21 protein-coding genes and 1 tRNA gene are annotated in these 19653 nt (G+C 33.9%); 15 read left to right on the forward strand and 7 right to left on the reverse strand.

The features are described from left to right. Positions 1-12: 12 nt before the first annotated feature. Positions 13-1440 carry a TonB-dependent receptor gene (locus Q73A0000_RS02470; protein ID WP_410504139.1) on the reverse strand — a complete coding sequence of 476 codons (1428 nt, stop codon included), beginning with the start codon at positions 1438-1440 and terminating at the stop codon, positions 13-15. Positions 1441-1496: 56 nt separating this feature from the next. Here Q73A0000_RS02470 and Q73A0000_RS02475 point away from each other — a divergent pair, with 56 nt between their 5' ends. From Q73A0000_RS02475 to Q73A0000_RS02495, 5 genes are all read left to right on the forward strand, one after another. Further along, on the forward strand, positions 1497-2261 hold the full coding sequence (locus tag Q73A0000_RS02475; protein WP_193812515.1) for an MBL fold metallo-hydrolase: 765 nt from the start codon (positions 1497-1499) through the stop codon (positions 2259-2261). 113 nt (positions 2262-2374) lie between these two features. Further along, positions 2375-2456 (forward strand) — tRNA-Leu (locus Q73A0000_RS02480). Between the two features lie 841 nt (positions 2457-3297). Then, positions 3298-3939, forward strand: a complete 642-nt coding sequence (locus Q73A0000_RS02485; RefSeq protein ID WP_193812516.1) for a YceI family protein — start codon at positions 3298-3300, stop codon at positions 3937-3939. Positions 3940-3991: 52 nt separating this feature from the next. Next, positions 3992-5326, forward strand: coding sequence for a hypothetical protein (locus Q73A0000_RS02490; RefSeq protein WP_193812517.1), 1335 nt, complete (start codon positions 3992-3994; stop codon positions 5324-5326). Positions 5327-5399: 73 nt separating this feature from the next. Beyond that, a complete protein-coding gene (locus Q73A0000_RS02495) occupies positions 5400-5909 on the forward strand; it encodes a hypothetical protein (RefSeq protein WP_193812518.1) in 510 nt (169 codons plus the stop codon). A gap of 201 nt (positions 5910-6110) precedes the next feature. On the opposite strand, the gene Q73A0000_RS02500 is transcribed toward Q73A0000_RS02495, so the two are convergent. Both Q73A0000_RS02500 and queG read right to left on the reverse strand, forming a co-directional pair. After that, positions 6111-6788, reverse strand: a complete 678-nt coding sequence (locus Q73A0000_RS02500; protein ID WP_193812519.1) for a TIGR02117 family protein — start codon at positions 6786-6788, stop codon at positions 6111-6113. 192 nt (positions 6789-6980) lie between these two features. Then, positions 6981-7928: a tRNA epoxyqueuosine(34) reductase QueG gene (gene queG, locus Q73A0000_RS02505; RefSeq protein ID WP_193812520.1), complete on the reverse strand. Its 948-nt coding sequence runs from the start codon at positions 7926-7928 to the stop codon at positions 6981-6983. Positions 7929-8001: 73 nt separating this feature from the next. Between queG and Q73A0000_RS02510 the strand changes: the two genes are divergently transcribed. From Q73A0000_RS02510 to Q73A0000_RS02540, 7 genes are all read left to right on the forward strand, one after another. Then, entirely contained in the window at positions 8002-8289 is a 288-nt protein-coding gene (locus tag Q73A0000_RS02510) for a rhodanese-like domain-containing protein (protein ID WP_193812521.1), read from the forward strand. A gap of 235 nt (positions 8290-8524) precedes the next feature. Then, entirely contained in the window at positions 8525-9088 is a 564-nt protein-coding gene (locus Q73A0000_RS02515; RefSeq protein WP_193812522.1) for a hypothetical protein, read from the forward strand. A 106-nt stretch (positions 9089-9194) separates the two neighbouring features. After that, the gene (locus Q73A0000_RS02520; protein WP_193812523.1) at positions 9195-10247 is read left to right on the forward strand and encodes a glucokinase; all 1053 of its coding nucleotides are present in this window, start codon (positions 9195-9197) and stop codon (positions 10245-10247) included. 71 nt (positions 10248-10318) lie between these two features. Next, a complete protein-coding gene (locus tag Q73A0000_RS02525) occupies positions 10319-10891 on the forward strand; it encodes a YceI family protein (protein WP_193812524.1) in 573 nt (190 codons plus the stop codon). A 76-nt stretch (positions 10892-10967) separates the two neighbouring features. Next, the gene (locus Q73A0000_RS02530; RefSeq protein WP_193812525.1) at positions 10968-11534 is read left to right on the forward strand and encodes a YceI family protein; all 567 of its coding nucleotides are present in this window, start codon (positions 10968-10970) and stop codon (positions 11532-11534) included. 63 nt (positions 11535-11597) lie between these two features. Next, entirely contained in the window at positions 11598-12242 is a 645-nt protein-coding gene (locus Q73A0000_RS02535) for an alpha/beta hydrolase (RefSeq protein WP_193812526.1), read from the forward strand. A gap of 59 nt (positions 12243-12301) precedes the next feature. Then, complete coding sequence (locus tag Q73A0000_RS02540; protein ID WP_193812527.1) at positions 12302-12853, forward strand: hypothetical protein; 552 nt, start codon at positions 12302-12304, stop codon at positions 12851-12853. 60 nt (positions 12854-12913) lie between these two features. On the opposite strand, the gene Q73A0000_RS02545 is transcribed toward Q73A0000_RS02540, so the two are convergent. The 3 genes from Q73A0000_RS02545 to Q73A0000_RS17140 all read right to left on the reverse strand — a co-directional run bounded on the left by Q73A0000_RS02545 (position 12914) and on the right by Q73A0000_RS17140 (position 15365). Further along, positions 12914-13657 carry an MIP/aquaporin family protein gene (locus Q73A0000_RS02545; RefSeq protein ID WP_193812528.1) on the reverse strand — a complete coding sequence of 248 codons (744 nt, stop codon included), beginning with the start codon at positions 13655-13657 and terminating at the stop codon, positions 12914-12916. 157 nt (positions 13658-13814) lie between these two features. Further along, a complete protein-coding gene (locus Q73A0000_RS17135; protein ID WP_208458799.1) occupies positions 13815-14861 on the reverse strand; it encodes a GMC oxidoreductase in 1047 nt (348 codons plus the stop codon). An 81-nt stretch (positions 14862-14942) separates the two neighbouring features. Next, a complete protein-coding gene (locus Q73A0000_RS17140) occupies positions 14943-15365 on the reverse strand; it encodes an NAD(P)-binding protein (RefSeq protein ID WP_208458800.1) in 423 nt (140 codons plus the stop codon). A 132-nt stretch (positions 15366-15497) separates the two neighbouring features. Here Q73A0000_RS17140 and Q73A0000_RS02555 point away from each other — a divergent pair, with 132 nt between their 5' ends. The 3 genes from Q73A0000_RS02555 to Q73A0000_RS02565 all read left to right on the forward strand — a co-directional run bounded on the left by Q73A0000_RS02555 (position 15498) and on the right by Q73A0000_RS02565 (position 18352). Then, positions 15498-16916, forward strand: coding sequence for an L-serine ammonia-lyase (locus Q73A0000_RS02555; protein ID WP_193812529.1), 1419 nt, complete (start codon positions 15498-15500; stop codon positions 16914-16916). 272 nt (positions 16917-17188) lie between these two features. Continuing rightward, a complete protein-coding gene (locus Q73A0000_RS02560; RefSeq protein WP_193812530.1) occupies positions 17189-17809 on the forward strand; it encodes a hypothetical protein in 621 nt (206 codons plus the stop codon). Positions 17810-17926: 117 nt separating this feature from the next. After that, the gene (locus Q73A0000_RS02565) at positions 17927-18352 is read left to right on the forward strand and encodes a hypothetical protein (protein ID WP_208458801.1); all 426 of its coding nucleotides are present in this window, start codon (positions 17927-17929) and stop codon (positions 18350-18352) included. A 252-nt stretch (positions 18353-18604) separates the two neighbouring features. Here the strand turns inward: Q73A0000_RS02565 and Q73A0000_RS02570 are convergent, their stop codons facing one another. Beyond that, on the reverse strand, positions 18605-19432 hold the full coding sequence (locus Q73A0000_RS02570) for an HAEPLYID family protein (protein WP_193812532.1): 828 nt from the start codon (positions 19430-19432) through the stop codon (positions 18605-18607). Positions 19433-19653 lie beyond the last annotated feature (221 nt).

Raw genomic sequence — 19653 nt, forward strand, 5'->3', positions numbered from 1 at the left:
ATTTTTATATTTTTAAGAAAATTCTTTAAGTATTAATTCTTCTTTATAACCAAACATTCCGCGCTCTTTAATCAAATCTGCCACCCCTTCCGGAACTTCCTGCTCCCATGTTGGGTTATGACTGGCAATTTTTTCAAGAATACTTCGGGAGTATATTTCAGAATAATTTGGATTGTGATTTTGAATATCGACGATTCGTTTATTGTGTTTAAAGTATTTGTACAATTCTTTCAAACTATCATTAACCTTTAAATTATTTGCGGTCAATAATTGATGAGTTTCAGGATCTTTGTATGGATACAGATAAACGCGCATTCCTTTTCTGAAAAACTTACCAAATGCTTCCAAGATTCCACCTGAAAGATTTTCATAATAATTTTCATCAAAAACGTCCAGCATATTATTCACGCCCATTGCTACCCCTATTTTACCGTTGGTATAAGGAGCGAAGTAGTCGATTAATCGGTAGTATTCTGAGAAGTTAGAGATGATGACCGTATATCCAAGTTTTCCTAAAATATCGACTCTGTCAAGGAAATCTCTTTCATCAATATCTCCGGCAGCTCTAAGATTAGCAATCGTAATTTCAAATAAAACTTCAGTTTCTTCTTCACTGCAACCCCAATCTTTTTTGAAAAGGTCTAAGCCTTTCTCAAACATGTCAATATTCACCAAAGTTACCGGACGGAAACTCCCACGAACTGCGAAAATATTTTTCTTGTAAAGGATATCAGCGGGTAACATATTATTTCCTTCAGAATTAAAAATAACCGCATCTGTCATTCCGTTCTTCACCAATTGTAAACTCATCAATCGGTTATCAACATAAGAGAAAGCAGGTCCGCTAAAATCGATCATGTCGATTTCTATATTGTCTTTGGAAATATCATCTAAAAGCGAGTTGATCATCCTACGGGGATTATCAGCATAGTTGAATGCGCCGTAGATAAGATTAACTCCTAAGCTTCCTAAAGTTTCTTGCTGTAAAGTAGCATCATTTTCATTAAACTTTACGTGAAGAACGATCTCATTGTAATCTTCCGCTTCATGACATTGAAAACGCAATCCTACCCAACCATGACCTTTCATGGTTTTATCAAAATTGATCGTCGTTACGGTATTGGCATAAGAGAAAAATTTTCTACCCGGAAATGTTTCGCGTGATACACGCTCTTCTATCAAAGAAACTTCATACCGCAACATTTTGCGGAGTCTGTTTTGGGTAACATATCTGTTTTTGGCTTCTTTGCCGTAAATGGCATCACTAAAGTCTTTGTCATATGCTGACATGGCTTTTGCAATAGTTTGGGAAGCGCCGCCTGCTCTAAAAAAATGGCGAACCGTTTCCTGGCCAGCACCAATCTCTGCGAAGGTGCCATAAATATTTCGATCCAGATTAATCGCTAAAGCTTTCTGTTTCGGTGTTAATTTCGGATGAATCACTGTCAATTCTAATTTTTTGTAAATTTACCAAAATTAAACCAACATCAAAAAAAATGAAGTTGAAATTTTTAGGAACGGGTACTTCTCAGGGAGTGCCAGTCATTGGCTGCCATTGTGAGGTTTGTACTTCATTAAACTTAAAAGATAAACGTTTTCGTTCGTCGACGTTGGTGACGACTGATTTTGGGAAAAAAATTCTGATCGATTGTGGACCCGATTTTCGAATGCAGATGCTTGACAATAAAGAGGAACAAATCGATGCAGTTCTGCTAACTCACGAACATAATGACCATGTGATTGGCTTAGATGATCTGCGACCTTTAATCTTTAAAAATAGAAAGAACATTGATCTTTATTGTCAGAAAAGGGTAGGTGACGAAATTAAATTAAGATTTTCATACGCATTTGCGGATGTAAGATATCCTGGTGCGCCAGCTTTTAATCTGCATGAAATTGAAAAGCCCTTTACTATTTTAGATACTGAGGTGATTCCTATTGCGGTTTCTCATGGTAAGATTTCTATTTTCGGGTATAAATTTAAAAAGCTCGCTTATATTACAGATGCGAGTTTTATCTCAGATAATGAGAAAGAGAAATTGAAAAATCTTGATTATTTGATTTTGAATTGTATTCGGAAAACCGATTTACATCCTGCTCATTTTATATTGCCACAGGTCTTAGAACTGTTTGAGGAGTTAAAACCGAAGAAAATGTACCTCACTCATATCTCTCATCACCTCGGTTTGCATGATGAAACGGAGCTGGAGCTTCCCGAAAATGTACATCTTGCCTATGATGGTTTGGAACTGTTGTTTTGAAAATCAAACAGTTAAAAAATAATATTCCTATTTATTTAAATAATATTAAAAAAATCGGGAAATAATTTTTCTTAAATAAAAAATAATTCTATATTTGCACACCAATTTAAAGAGCCCGGTTGGCGGAATTGGTAGACGCGCTAGACTCAAACTCTAGTATCGCAAGATGTACCAGTTCGATTCTGGTACCGGGTACTAAAAACCTCTGCAATCATTGATTCGCAGAGGTTTTTTTTGTGATTTTATGAAAAATTTTATTAGAAAAATATTTAGGATCTGGTTTTCTGTGATCAAGTGTAAAGCTTGGGGACTAATCAAAAATTTTGATTAGTCTGAGAAGGAAAAATTTTCTATACGTTACATCTTATGAGTCACAATACCTTTGGGGATTATTTAGATAATAGGTAAATAAAACATAAAATCTATTATTCCACGAATCTCTATTTACGCTAATGCTTTTAAAGTAGATCGATTAAAGTGATTTTTTTTACTAAAAGTATATGCTTTTTCCTTGGTAAGAAGATACGCCTGAAGTTATAGCCACGATGGCAGCGACATCCCTCCCGTTTCCGAGAATTCGGAACGGGAGGATACAGCGGACAGCGGGACCGCATTTGTAAGAAGCGAAAGTTTTGCTGCTCCTTATTGAAGATTTAATTATTCGATTTCTCTAAAATTATCTTTTTATAATTATCGTCCCCAAAATATGAGATTGTGGTTTTCTATATTTCAACTTTGTTAAAAAAATAAAACATTACAAAAATCCTGGTTTATTTATATTGTGAAATATCTTCGTTATTTTTCTTTATTCTAAATAATATTACCTCAAAATAATACAATTTTTGAAATATATTATACATTTTCTTATGATTTCTATCAAGTTTTATACAGGTGTTTAATTTTTGATCTTAACAATATTTAACATTAGTGATTTTTTTTTACTTAATCAGGAAGTAACTACAATATATATTGATTTATTTTTAATAATAATGTATTTAAACTGGTAATTACGCATATTTTATAGAATATAAGATATATGTCATTTATATTAATCCCTAATTATTATGAATCTTACAATTATCAGGATATCTTTGTACTACAAAATGATGATCAACTCAACAGTAAATATTTAAAATTAGATACAATGAAAAATTTAGTAAACTTCAAAACCCTAGTCCTCGCTTTCGGAATGTTTTCAGGATTAGTAGCTGCACAAAAAATTAATAGCAGTAATGTTAAAACTACAGTTTCTGGAACTTCTACTTTACACGAATGGAGCATGACTTCAACCAGTGGTACTTTTTCTGGAAATGTAGCAGGAAATGCAATCCAGGATATTACTTATAAAATGGGTTCTAAAACATTAAAGAGCGGAAAAGGACCAATGGATAACAACGCTTACAAAGCAATCGAAGCAGATAAATACCCGAACATCACTTTTACAGCAGCTTCTGTAAATATGGGGAAAGGAACAATGACTGGAAAACTAACGGTAACTAACGTAACTAAAACAATTACGATGCCCGTAAATGTTACGAAAAATGGAAACTCTTATACCGTTTGGGGTCAGGCAAATATTAAAATGACTGATTACGGCGTAACTCCTCCAGCTTTCATGATGAATACTGTTAAAACTGGAAATGAAATCACCATCACAGTTAATGCTGTTGCTAACTAAATAGCAGACAAACAAACAGACAAACAATTTATAAATAATTAAAATTAAGAATATGAAAACTATGTTAATCAGAGCATCGATGCTCGCAGTACTAGTTACGGGAATCAATTTTGTGAGTGCACAGGAAGTTTCAACTTCTATGAGAGACTACTTGGCTCCAGAAAAATCATCACGTAACGTGTTTGAAGACCCAAAAGGACCATCTCCAGAGTATGATGGTGTGAAAGTATCTGTTGGTGGAGATTTCGCTTTACAGTTCCAAGGATTAGATCAATCAACTAAAGCGCCTTCATTAGGTTTAAAAACAGGAACCACTACTCCAAATACCTTAAGAGTGATGGGTAAAGATTTTAACCTTCCTACTGCTAATTTAGATGTGAATGCCTATTTAGGAAAAGGTTTGAAAATGCACTTAAGAACTTATCTTTCTGCCCGTCACCATAACGAAGCTTGGGTAAAAGGAGGTTATATTCAGGTTGATAATCTTGATTTTATTAAAGAAGGATTTGCTGAAGATATCATGAAGCACGCAAGAGTAAAAATCGGTATGGATGAGATTAACTACGGTGACACTCACTTCAGAAGAACTGATAATGCGGAAGCCATTAACAACCCATTCGTAGGGAACTATATTATGGACAGCTTTACGACAGAGGCTTTTGGTGAAGCATACGGATTCTACAATAATTTTATTGGGATGGTTGGTATGTCTAATGGGAAATTAAACCAAACTCCTGTTAAAGGAACAAGCTGGAATTCCCCTTCAGTATATGCTAAATTAGGTTATGACAAACAAGTTAGTTCAGATTTAAGAGTAAGATTAACAGGATCATTCATCCAGACAAACGGTTTAACCACTGGTGGAAACTTATACAGTGCAGACAGAGCAGGATCTAGATACTACTATGTATTGTTAACTGAAAATGATGCAATGGGAATGGATAATCCTTTAACAGGAAGATTTAACCCAGGGTTCAAAAAAGTAAATGCATTCCAAGTGAATCCATTCATCAAATATCAAGGTTTAGAATTCTTCGGAGTTTATGAATATGTTACTGGTAATAAAGCGAGCGGTTTAACACCAAGAGCGACAAGAGGTGCCTACACTCAATTAGGAGGTGAGCTACTTTACAGATTAGGAGGAAATGAGCAATTCTACGTAGGTGGAAGATATAACTCAGTAAGTGGTAAAGATGATAAAGTTTCTGCAGAAAGAAAAATCGACAGATTGAACTTAGGAGGTGGTTGGTTTCTGACCAAAAACGTACTTGCAAAAGTAGAGTATGTTACTCAGAAATATAACGATGATGCAGTATGGGGAGCAACCAGTGCTCTAAGAGGTGGTAAGTTTAACGGTTTTATGTTTGAAGCAACCATAGGTTTCTAATTATTAAATATTACAGGAAAAAGGGGTTGATTATTGACCCCTTTTTCTATCTTAAATATTGAATGCTAAAATCATGAAAACTAAAATCACCCTCTTACTAATCATCCTTTTTTCTACAAGTGTTTTCGCACAGAAAAATGGACTGGAAATTAATGGCTGGACTAATATTAATACGTTTAAATGTAGTAATCCTAAGTTCAAGAATTCCAGCTCCGTTTATTCTTTTACCGGAAATCAACTGCCGAATATTAGTGTAGCTGTAGAAGATTTTGATTGCAGAAATAAAATGATGACTGCTGATTTTAGAAAAGTTTTACAATCGGATAAGTATCCGAACATGATTATCAAGTTTTTAGAATTTAAGAAAACAGCTTCTAATAAATTTGAAGCGGTGGTTGAAGTAAAAATGATGACCGTTGCAAGAAAATATAATATTGAGTTTTCTAACTATAACAACAGTTTGGTAGGAAATAAAAGATTGAAGTTTTCTGACTTTAAGATTGTTCCCCCCAAAAAAATGGGCGGTATGGTTTATGTAAAAGACGAACTGGATCTTGTATTCAGTCTAGAAACAAAAGATTAAATTTAATTGATTTTCTTTTTTTTAAGTTCCCTTAATCGGGAACTTTTTTAATGCTTTTTACCCAAGTAATTTTCAGTGATTAATTGGTTGCAATTTTAGGGAAAAGTTTAAAGAAGGAGAGATTTTGTTTTTTGAAAAATTCAAATAGGTTGATTATAAAGATGCTATATAATTAGCACCGCAGGAAATCTAAACAAAAGTTTATTTATAATGTTCGAAAATACCGAAATCAGTAGGCGTCCAAAGTGCCGCTTTTTGTCCGGCCGCTTTCAAAGCATTGTTCGTCCAAGTATTACAAGTGTATAAAAAACTATAACTTCCTTTAGCTTCATAAAAAGAATCATCATTTCCATAAACTGCCTTCGTTGGAATTAAAATATTCTGTCCCATTGAATTTTTATCAAACTTCGAATCCACAAATTTGATAAGATCTGCATATTGCGATTTAGTGAGCAGCATTTTTTTACAATCATCACCTTCTTTCATTGTTTTATAAAACGTGCAATGCATCGCAGAATCGCCTAACCAAAAAGCTGCATAAAAAGCCGTAGAAAATTTTAATTGTGCCCAAGTTGGCGTATCCAAATAGAATCCTTTATCGCCCCAACCAATTCCGACATAATTGAAATCTGAACTTTTAGAAACTGTGTTTTCAAATAAGATCTTTTTGCTCCAATCGATTTGATCATTTTTAATGGGAAGAACAATATCTGTATGAACGCCATTGGTGTAAAGGTAAATCGGAACTTCTGCTTTTTCGGTGGTTGCTTTTTTCTGAACTGGAATTAAAGGAATCGTTAAAGCAAGCACAACGTAGAGCAGAACCAGACCTACAATTCCAGCTAGGGCTTTAAGAATAATTTGGAGTGTTTTTTTCAATGTAAATATTTTTTTAATGGAGTTATTATGATGCAGATATATCTGTAATTGCTAATGTAAATTATTTGCGCCCATTGCTATGTGAAACGCCTTTGCGACCGTAATTATTAATATGTTTTATTAAATCTTTGCGTCTTTGCGTTTAAAAAATACAATTCTATTTAAAAGGTTTAAAATGATTTTTTTCAATAATTACAGTTCTGAATTTCTAGAATCAGTCAAAAATTCTATATTCCTTTTCAGCCCTGCAAATTTCGTTCTCTTTACGGGCGACTTTCGAAATATTTCTGAAAATAATTCTTGGGACAATTCTTGCCAATCCGATTTTTTTAGATTTTGAAGCCTCAAATTGGGTTTAAATTTCTCCTGCTGATGAGGTTTTGAGAAACGATTCCAAGGACAAACATCCTGACAAATATCACAACCGAACATCCAATCTTCCATTTTGTCTTTAAAACTTTCGGGGATTTCATTTTTTAATTCGATGGTTGCGTAAGAAATACATTTACTTCCATCAATAATTCGTTCAGAAACAATTGCATCGGTGGGACAGGCATCAATACATTTTCGGCAAGAACCACAATGGTCTTTGGTTGCGAAATCTTCCTGAAGTTCAAGATCACAAATGATTTCCGCCAAAAAATAAAAAGAACCGGTTTGTTTGGTGATGAGGTTGGCGTTTTTTCCAACCCAGCCAATTCCGGATTTTCTGGCCCAACTTCTTTCTAAAATCGGTGCAGAATCGGTGAAAATCCGACATTGAAAATCACCTATTTCCTCTTGAAGTTCAGCAACCATTTCTTTTAAAATTTCTTTAATAATTTCATGGTAATCTTGTCCATAAGCATATTTAGAAATTTTTAACTGATCAATTCCGAACAGATTTTCTTCAGGGAAATAGTTATAGGAAAGTGAAATAACCGATTTTGAACCTTCAACCAATAAACGTGGATCGAGTCTTTTGTCAAAATAATTTTCCATGTAAGACATTTCTCCATGGTAGTTTCTGTTTAGCCAACTTTCAAACGGTTGGGCATCTTCTTCTAAAAAATCAGCTCGTGAAATTCCACAATTTTGAAAACCAAACTTTTTTGCTTTGGCTTTAATAAGATTTGAATAATTTTCTGGACTTTGTAACATAGATTGCCTTGCAAAACTAACAATATTTTATAAATTTGCTACTTAAATTATTATAACCAATAAATTGCATAATATGTCAATTGAAGAAATTTTAAAATCAGGAAAATACCATTTAATCGATGTTCGTGAACCAATGGAATTGGAAATGGATGGCGAAATCGAATCTGCTATCAATATTCCTTTAGGAGAAATCGAAGATCGTAAAGAAGAAGTAGAGCAGTTAGATGGTCCGAAAATCTTTTTCTGCAGAAGCGGAAACAGAAGTGGAAAGGCGTTGGAGTTTTTTAAATCTGAAAATCTAACCGATATCTATAACGGAGGTGGTTATGCTGATGTACAGCAAGCTTTAGAAAATCTTTAAAAGATTTTTTTATTTAAGATAAGAGTTGATTGTTAATCAGCTCTTTTTTTTGTCCTCTTTTTTGAAAGATTTACAGCCTGCAAAAATGACCATTTATAAATCTAAATGATTGTTTGAATTTATTTCTACTGATAGCCAACGGTTTAACATTTGCTAATTAAAATTTTAACATAATATTATAAGTTTTGGCATGATTTTGACAAGTACCTCTTCGTAAAATTTAAAATTTAAAATTATGAAATCAATGAAGAAAACAATCCTTGCATTAGGATTAATGACAGTGGGATTAGTAAGTGCACAAAATGCAAGTATGAATAACATGCTAAAAGTAGGAATCAACGGTGGACTTGCTGTTCCTGCAGAAAATGCTGGTGGAACTGTAGGTTTAGATGTTTCTTACCAAAACTTAGTGGTGCCAGGAGTTGGTTTAGGTATCGCAACAGGATACAGTCATTTCTTTGGAAAAGAAAATAATAGTCTAAAAAATAACGATTTTGGAGTTGTTCCTGTAGCTGCTTTAATCAGAATTTATCCTAAACAAACAGGTTTCTATTTAGGTACTGACATTGGTTACGGTTTCATTGTAGGGGATGACAAAGTTGCTGCGAATAATACGAAAGAAAGACCAGATGGTGGTTTGTATATCAAACCAGAAATCGGTTACCATAACCAAGATTGGAACTTCTCTGTTCAATATCAAAAAACCTTCACAGGTGATAAAGGACAAATTGGAGATCAAAAATACAACGCTGGTGCAATTGGCGTAGGAGTAGGTTACAATATCCCTTTGGGTAAGTAATCTTCGCATAAAAATTTTTAGACCTTCTTTGGTAACAAAGGAGGTTTTTTTATTTTTTCAGTGGTGTTTTAAAATTATTATTATCTTTGGTTGATAACATTACAACATGGAAACTAAAAATAAATTCAATCTTTTTTTACCTGGTATTTCGTCTGAAACAAACGATGATATTTCTTTGATCGCAGCAGATCTTAGAGATGAAAAAACGGTTATAGGACTTTATGCAGCTGAAAATAGACGGGTGTTTTTGAAAATAGAAAAATCTTACTCTACGAAAGAATTCAGTTCTTTTTCGGAGATCATAAAAAGTTTTATTAGTGAACATTCTTCAGAAACTATTTCAAAATTGGCCGTAGCGGTTCCTGGCCCTGTCATTGGCGGGAAAAGTGAACCTCAAAGATTACCTTGGAAATTAGATGCCGACGAAATTAAAAAGGAGACTCAAATTAAGGAGGTTTTCTTAATTAATGATTTAGAAGCTTCTGCTTACGGTCTTGAACATGTCGCAGAAAATGATTTTGTAACCATTCATGATTCAGCACATTTTACGCCAGGTAACGCTGTTCTTTTAGCGCCTGGTGATGGTTTGGGAGAAGCAGCTTTGTTTTGGGATGGATGTTTTCTAAGACCTTTTGCAACAGAAGGTGGCCATTGTGAATTCTCACCAAGAACGAATGATGAAGTCGAATTCTACTCGTTTTTACAAAAAATATACGGAATCGTAAGTTGGGAATCTGTACTTTCTAAAGGTGGTTTATTTAATGTTTACCGATTCTTAAGAGATGTAAAACGTCAAGTACAGCCAGATTGGTTGACTCAGGAAATCGAAGCAGGAAATTTTACACAAGCCATTATTCATGGTGCAATTGAAAAAAGAGACCGTATTTGTACCATGACAATCGATACTTTTTTGGTGTTTCTTGCGCGTGAAGCAAACAGTTTAGTTTTAAAAATGAAAGCAACTGGCGGTTTATTTTTAAGTGGAGAAATCCCAGTAATGCTGGAGCAATTCATTAATAACAAAAAGTTTTATAAAAATTTCATTATCAGTGATAAAATGGAAAATATTTTAAAAGATATTCCAATCTATTTAGTTAAAGATGAAAAAACAATTCTCAATGGAGCAGCTTTATACGCCGCTTATTATAACAAATGCTAATCATATAGTCAATATATAAACTTCGCCTCAAAAGCGAAGTTTTTTAATTTTAATTCTAACAAATAATTTTAATGAAAAAGTTTGCACTTCTTATTTTCGGTGTATTCTCAATCGCTCTATTTTCTCAATCCAAAACTATTCTGTCCTCTGAAATTCGTTGGAAAGCCTACAAAACCTTAAGAGCAGAATCACTTTCTCATTTCGGAACTGTCAACTTAAAATCTGGAACCCTAATTTTTAATGGTGATGATTTGGCTGGTGGAAGTTTTGTAATGGATATGAAATCCATCGATGCAGCAGATATGAATGAAGATCCAAAAATGAAGAAAATGCTGGAGAATCATTTGAAAAGTGATGATTTTTTTGACACCAATAAATTTCCAACAGCAAGCTTTCAAATCAAATCATTAAAGAAAATTAATAGTAATGGCTACAACTATCAAGTTACGGGACCTTTGACTATTAAAGGGATTTCTAAAAATATTTCTTTCCCCGTAAAGGTTTCACAAAGCAATGCTGTTTACACTTTAACTTCGGCTCAATTTACCTTTAACAGAAAAAATTACGGTTTGAAATACAATATTTTCGAAGATATGTTAATCATCAATGATGTTGAAATGAATGTCACCATTAAAGCTAAATAAGATTTCTTATCCTACATCAATACTTTGCTATATAAAATTTCAATATTTTTGCACTTGAAATTTTAAATAAGAAATAATGAAAAATTTAGTATTAGCGGCACTTTTGGCCGGAGGAATGATGTTTGCTCAAACCAAGAAAGTTGTTAATTCAAACATTGAATGGTGGGGTTACAAATTAGCAAAAACTGAAGCTTCGTCTCATAACGGAAATGTGACTTTGAAAGCTGGAGACGTTGTAATGAAAGGAAATAATATCGTTGGAGGAACTTTCTCTTTGGATATGACTAGCATTAATGCAACTGATTTATCAGGAGAATACCAAACCAAATTAAACAACCATTTGAAAAACGGTGACTTTTTCGAAACCGATAAATTCCCAAGTGCAACTTATAAGATTACTTCTGTAAAAAAGAATAACGACAAAGCTTTTCCTTACATGGTTAACGGAACTCTTACCGCAAAAGGAAAAACCAATCCTGTTTCTTTTCCAGCAAAAATATCTTTGAATAAGGGAGTTTTAAATATGATTTCAGACAAGTTTAGTTTTGACCGTCAGAAATTCGGAATCGCTTACGCTTCAACAGCGGCGGATGTAATCGTAAAAGACGCAATCGATATGGTTATTAATATTACCGCGAAATAATTTTAACAAAATATTATTTTATAAAAGAGCAGCATTGTCTGCTCTTTTTTCTATTTTTGATCTATGAAATTGTATGTTGTTAGCGGACTTGGAGCCGATTTTACCGTATTAGAAAAAATTACTTTTCCACAAAATTTAGAAGTCGTTTTTTTAAATTGGTTGATTCCGACCAATCATGAAGAGTTTCATCATTATGTAGGAAGAATGGCGGCTAGAGTCGATAGTTCCGAACCGTTTGCTTTACTCGGTTATTCTTTCGGTGGACTCATCGTACAAGAAATAGATAAAATTAAACATGCTGAAAAAGTAGTTATTCTTGGAAGCATTAAATCTGATAAAGAAAAATCCCGCTTCATCAAATTCGGAGAAGTTTCGAAGATTACCCGTTTTTTACCCAAACAAATGTTTAATGTAAAATCTGCAACCATTTATTCATTTGCACGAAAATTAGTGGATCCTAAAAATCCCAAATTAATGCAGTATTTAAAGGTCACAGATCCTTATTATTTAAAATGGGGAATTCAGAAAGTGAGCGACTGGAAATTCGAACCTAATCCAAAAGTAATCCAAATTCTGGGCAGTAAAGACATTGTATTTCCGGTGAAATACTCAAAGCCAGATTACGTTGTAGAGAATGGAACACATCTTTTTCCGGTAACTAAAGCTAAAGAAGTTTCAAAAATTTTAGAGGAGATTTTCTCTAAATAACGATTGCTTTTCTTTTAATAAAAGAGTCAGCATAAACTATAAACAACATTTCGTCAAGAATGAGAGTCGATAAAATTCAAGATTTATTTGGTAAAGTTGTCAAAATTATTGACACTCAAACAACCTATGTAATAGTTAACTTTCAAAACGAAAATTATCATATTAATTTTGATGCAAAAAAAGAATTCTATCTTAAGAAAGGAAATGCTGGAACTCTTGAGGTTGAATTAAATCATCCATTGTTGATTGATTATCAAGAAGATCATGTTGAAACTTTCATTAATTCAGCTTATCCCAATTCTAGAGAATTATTAAAGAAATTTGAAAATACAATTAATGAGCAAACTAAAGGATTCAGAAATTGGAAAAATTATTTTGAAATTAAAAATATAAACTTTACTCTTGAAATTATCAAAAATAATATTGAAAAAGGTACTGGAAAATTATGTTTAGCACCAATCAGTATCAGTGATAAAATTGTTGAACAATGTGATTTATTAAAGATAAAAACAAAAACATTTAAAGAGAAGAATTATAGCTTAAAACCTTATAAACTTTTGAGGATTGGCGATAATTATGTAATTGCAAAATATTTTAATTTAAAAGATTAAAGAAAGAGCATCTCCTAAAAAGATATTTCTGAATGGTTTTTAATTAAATTAAATCGAAAATTAATTGTCGTCGAGATGTAAATCTACAAAAGGTTTTTTGTGTTTGATTTGCAGATAAAGTTCTGCTGCCGCAAGCATTCCAATGGTTGGACATAACATATAAATCCAGAAAGAAGTGTAAATATTTGCCGGAACAGCACTTGCAATTGTTCGTGCCGGATTCATTCCAAAGCCCGAAACCGGACCAGCTATATAAACATAAACTCCGACTAAAAGAGCAGATAAATAAGGAACGGTTTTCGAAAACTTACTGTCAGACAGAAAAAGAACCATCGCAATCATTACGAAAGCGGTCACAGTTTCCATCAAAGCTGCCGAAATATCACTTATGTTCTTTCCTGGAACAGTTGCCACATAATTTACTGGTGGATCACTCAAAACATTTCCCATCAAAAATTTCATAATGTAAACGGCCAATAATCCTCCGATGGTTTGAAAAACAGAATACCAAATCAGCTTTTCCAGACTTAATTGTCCCAATCTCCAGCGCATAATTGATACCGCAGGATTGATGAAAGCTCCCGACGGCGAAGTTAAAGGTGATAAGAAAATAAAGAGGGCAGTAGTGGCCATTGCAATTGCCATAACCAGCAACCGAATTTTAGGATTCGGAAGATCGAGGTGAAGAACAGTGGTTTGATGCTCTAAATTTCCAGCGAAAAAGCAGGCAGAAATCATAAAGATAAACAAGCCTAATCCTTCCTGTAAAAATAAAATATAATTCTTCCTTAAGCTTTTTAGCATTCTTTAATTTGTAAATGAAATAATATAACCATGGAGTTTCTTTAACAATTTTAGCAAATCAAAATGTTTTTTCTAAAACCTTAAAACCTCAAAAATTGAAGAACTCAAAAATGAAGATCTCCAATCTCCAATCTTTTAATCTCTAGTCTCCAATCTTTCAATCTCGAGTCTCTAAAATCTTATCCAAAAGATGTTCACCAACCCGAATAGCATTCGCAATAATCGTTAACGACGGATTAACGGCTCCGCAACTTGGGAAAAAAGAACCGTCAACAACATACAGATTATCGATTTCATGGGTTTTACAATGGGGATCCAAAACAGAAGTTTCAGGATTATTGCCAAATCTTAAAGTGCCATTCTGATGAGCCACGCCAGCCAGCGGAATCTTTTTACTAATGTTAATATTTTCCGGCAGAAACTTAATATGATCTTCCATCTCCGTTAAAACCTTTGAGAATTTTTTCAATAATTGATCCAGCGCTTCAGCATTATGCTCGGTGTAAAGAAGATGAATTTGGTCATCTTTCCATAAAACACGGTTTTCTGCCAGCGGTAAATCTTCGGCCATAAACCAAAAGTCCACAGAATGTTCAGCCATTTCCGACAATACTTTGGCAGGCGTGAAAATCGGCGCATCATCCGTTAACATATACCGATTGCTTTTCCCCATCAACTGAATTCCGCCCATCGGAAATTTAAAATCTTCATCACCAAAATAGTAATCATTAATGGCAAACGTTTTCTGAAAATGGACCGGATTTTTTTCAAAGCTTATCGCCAACATGGCCGCATTTTGGTGTTTCATAAAATTCCTGCCAACCTGATCGCTTTTATTGGCTAATCCATTTGGGTGTTTTTCATTAGCGGATTTTAAAAATAATGCGGCAGAATTAATGGCACCACAAGAAACAATCACAGTTTCTGCGCTGAAGGTTATTAGTTCGCCATTCACCATTGTTTCAACGCCAGTAATTTGATTTCCCTCTTCGTTGGTCAGTAGTTTTTCCGCCTTGGCATTAATTAAAAGAGTGATATTCTCCTGATCCATTATTTTCCGAATGCAGTTGATATCGGCATCTGCTTTGGCGTGCAGTAAACATGGGAATCCATCGCAGGTATTGCATTTGATACATTCGCTGTGAAGCATATCTTCTTCATTTAATTTAATACACAACGGAATATCAAACGGATGCAAGCCCATTTTTTGTAAACCTTCCCGAACTTCTGCAATTCTGGGTTCATCTTTTACACCTTGATATGGAAGTTCAGTAGTACGAAACGGTTATGTAGGATCTACGCCTGATTTACCATGAACATCATAGAGTCTTTCTGCCTTCGCATAATAAGGTTCCAAATCAGAATAAGACAAAGGCCAGCTTGGACTGATTCCGCCCACATGTTGAATCTCCTCAAAATCCCTTTCCCGAAGTCTAAAAAGGGCCGCGCCATAAACCTTCGTGTTGCCACCAACCCAATATCCGGTGCCGGGATGCAAATCTTTTCCGTCTTTATCTTTCCAGACTTCTTTGGTGTGGTATCTTTCTTTGTCGAAAACTGCTATTGTGTCCCAGTTTTCCTTCTCCTGAGGTAGAAAACTACCGCGTTCCAATATTAAAATACTTTTGCCACTTCCCGCCAAAGTGTAAGCAATCGTTCCACCTCCAGCGCCAGATCCGATAATGATAAAGTCGTAATGGGTTTTCATATTTGTTATTTAAATCAAAATTAGCGATTAAAACGTTTTTTTTAGAATACTTAAAGTTAAAGTTTAATTAAAATAGAATTATCTTTGTGACGCTCTCAATTTGGTCTAATCATCATCTCGTATTAAAGAATAATGGAATCAATAAGTGTTTTTGAAATTATAAAAGTAGGAATCGGTCCTTCCAGTTCCCATACCATGGGACCGTGGAATGCGGCGGAAAGTTTTATTAGAAAAATTAAAACCGATCACCAGCTTCAGGATGTCAAAGAAGTTTTTGTAGAATTTTTTGGCTCACTTGCCAAAACCGGAATCGGTCACGGCACTGATATCGCGGGAATGCTTGGACTTTCAGGTGAGAATTTTAAAGAAATCGACACGTCCAAAATTGATGAGAAAGTAGCTTATATCAAATTTTCGAAAACGCTGAATCTTAACGGCGAAAAACAAATTCCTTTTATTTACGGTCATCATTTGATTTTAAACAAACAGAAATCACTCGACTTTCATCCGAACGGAATGATCTTCAAAGCCGTATTTGAAAATGGTGAAGAATTATCTCAGGATTACTATTCAATCGGTGGCGGATTTATCGCCACTCAAGAAGCTAATTCTTACGAAAACCATTGTACCAGAACCCTTTATCCTTGCCACAACGGAAAAGATATCGACAAAAATATTGCGAAATTAAATCTGGATAAAATTTCAGATCTGGTTTTCCTCAACGAAGAATCTTGGCGAACCAAAGAAGAAACCGAAAGAGAAGCCCTTTATATTTGGCAACAGATTAAAGAATGCATTTACAAAGGTGTCAACAAAGAAGGAATTCTTCCTGGCGGTTTAAATGTGACCCGTCGTGCAGCCGGTTTGAACACCAAATTACTGGGCGACAAAGTCTATAAAAATATTCATGAATGGTATCAACATCTTGTCGAAGCGGATGTAAGTTTTACCAATATCAATAAATGGGTTTCCTGTTTTGCGCTTGCCGTGAACGAAGAAAATGCCAATTTTGGAAGAATTATTACGGCTCCAACCAACGGTGCGAGTGGCGTAATTCCTGCCGTTCTCATGTATTCTCAATGTTTCACCGATTTCAAAAGTGACGATAATATCATCCGCTTCCTTTTGGTAGCAGGCGAAATTGGAACGCTCTTTAAAAAGAACGCCACCATTTCTGCGGCGATGGGCGGTTGCCAAGCCGAGATTGGCGTTTCCTCTGCCATGGCCGCGGCCGGTCTTACCGAGATCATGGGCGGAACTCCAGGTCAGGTTCAGATGGCTGCCGAAATTGCCATGGAACATCACCTCGGCATGACTTGTGATCCTATCGGTGGATTGGTTCAGATTCCGTGTATCGAGCGTAATTCTATGGGCGCCATCAAAGCGATTACCGCGGCCAATATCGCCTTAGAATCCGATCCTACCAAAGCGCGCGTGACTTTAGACGAGGTGATTCAATCGATGTGGGAAACCGCTCAAAGCATGAATGACCGCTTCAAAGAAACCTCCGAAGGTGGCCTCGCCATCGCAGTTAACGTCGCTGAATGTTAAACTCTTTTCTCTAATTTTTAGGAGCAACAAGATTTTCGCTTTTCCGAAGACTCTTCCCGCTCTTCGTTACAATCCTCCATTCGGTGCTCGCTTTGCTCGCGCCTCATTCCGGGATTTCCACTGCGATCGGGGCTATAATTAAGGTTTTTTTTGCTTTGAAGATTACAATAAATAGAAATTCCTCTTGAAGTTTGTAGATCATTTTTACTGTTTTGGTAAATAAAGTGTAATTATTGTTGATTAAGCTTCAATTTTGTAAAAGCAAGGAAAATATGAATGTAAAAAAGAAAATCTTAATTATTATTTCAATTCTGTTTTGTCTGAATATTATTGTGTCTTTAATTATTTTCTTATTCCACAGTTTTCCGAAAAATAGGATTTTTGAAATTCAAAATTTATCAACTATTCAGCAATGGGCGATACTCATTGGAGCGCTTCTATTGTTTGTGACAATTGGAAATATGTTAATTCATATTTATTACAAGAAGCAACACAAGAAAATTCTAAATCAGATTAGAAATGAAAAGTATGAAATTTTCAAAAATATAGTATTTACACAGACTTGGAATTTTGGATTCAGAATAAATCGAGCAGATTTAATTTTAATAGAAAGTGAAATAATTGTGCTAATTTATAATGTAAACTTTAATGGCTTGATCAAACAAGCACAACCTGCAATTTTATTTTATAAAGATAGTAATTCACAAAAAATAAAGGAAGGAATTAGTAATCAAAGCAAAATTGGAACAATATTTTCTACAACGTGCGGATTTAAAATAACAGGGAAAGTTGATACTTTATTTAAAAAACAAAACTTGAATTTTTCGTTTGAAACTAATCAAAATCAAAAAAATCAAATAGTTAAAATTTTGATAGAAAATAAATTAATATAGTTTTGTCTACATGAAATGAATTAATGATTATTTTGAAATATTAATAATATAAACTAATAGCTAACAACCATTTAATTTAACTTATCCAAAGTAATGAATTTTCTACCTTTTAAGCGCATGAATTTTGAATCTTCTATTAGCAAAGATGATTTTGAAAAAAATCTGTCTTCTTTACTAAAATCATCAAAATCTGAAAATGTCTTTAATTTATCAGTAAATGATTTTTCAATTCGAGGTAAGATTTCTGAGGGAGAATTCTTAATCGAGAAAAAGATTGAGGGAAGAAGTCCCATCAATTATAAAATTGAGGGTAAGATTGATTGTAATAGCCTGCTCAATATTTCTGTTACAATAAAGCCAAAAATAATGGGAATTGTTTTCTCCTTAATTTTTATTTGTTTTTCTTTTTACTTTACCCGAACCTACACTGTTCCATTGATAGCGACAGGTTTTATTTATATAATTACTATTATAACTTTTAGACTCTACACTACTTGGGTACAAGATCTTTTTGAGAAAAAATTATTAAAAAAAGATTTGTAAATTTCAACTACCGCAAAATCCGGTAATATTAGTCGCATTACGAATCAAATATTCCCAAAAATCATCATAATCATTTTCTACCGCTGATTTAAACTTACGATGTTGCGTAATATGTTAATTCATAATATTCAACACATTTTATTTATTCTGTCTGAAAATCGGAATAATATTTCAGGGTCGGGGTTCGCCAGATGAATTGTAAAATAAAAGTTAATTTTTAATTGCCTATAACTTTATAATCAAAATCCATCATCACAATTCATAAATCAATCTAAAAAAAGAACTGAATTTTTCTTTACTTTTTGTGATTGGAAAACCTGCAACTAGACCCAGTGCTAAAGCTTTATTGATCTGGATTTTTCCCTGTGGACGCATTGTCATTTCAAACTTTCCATCGACAATCTCTTTGTTGAATTCAATTCCTACAAAATTGGAGGAATTGGGGATTGCATAATCAATTGAAGTGTTAATCTGCCAATCGACATTGGTATAATCCGTATTAAATCGATGTTTAAAGATAGGACCTGCAAAAATTAAAGTGTGAATACTGCTTCCCCAACGTTTTGCTGCAATAAAAAATGGACAGTATTGTAATCCCTTGATCAATGGTTTATCATCCAGATCTTCAAAAGCGGTAAAACCGAAAACTTGCGTGTAACCAATCGCAAGCGTTGTATTGTATTTGGGGGAAACATAAAAAGAATATTGCGCAGACAATCTCAAATTATCAAATCTGTTTTTGGGAATAACTTGTGCGTCGCTTATCCTTTTAAAGAATGAAAAATCGGTTTCTACTTCGAGTCCCAGTCGGTCAATTGGAGCAAATTCGTATTCTGCTAAAACTCCATATTCGCTATAATCTGATGTGTTTTTAAAATCACCTGCAAGATTAAGCTCTTTCTCACCTTTTCGTGCACCAAGATCCCGAACTAAATCGATATACAAAGGCTCAATATGATGTACTTTTGGGATTTTAACAGGAGGATTAGAAATTGGTTGCTCCTGAGCATTGGTAGCAATACTGCAAAATAGCAATACTAAAAGAATCAAGTTACCGCTTACTTTTACTCGATTTTCCATTTTAATAGCTTGTAAATGAGATTACAAGTAGTAAAATTAGAAAAAAGTCAGGACGCAAATTTCTTTTTTTTAAGCTTTTTTTAAGTAAAGTTAAAATTTAACATTTCAGAAATGAAACAGTAAAGTTTATGAAATTCCTAAAAAAAATAGCTGAATTTTATATAGAGTTAGAGTTCGTTTAAATTTTAATAAAACATACTAGTCAAGTAAGAATTAGTTTT

Origin of the sequence: Kaistella flava (ex Peng et al. 2021) (assembly GCF_015191005.1) — a bacterium.
Classification (GTDB): Bacteria; Bacteroidota; Bacteroidia; order Flavobacteriales; family Weeksellaceae; genus Kaistella; species Kaistella flava.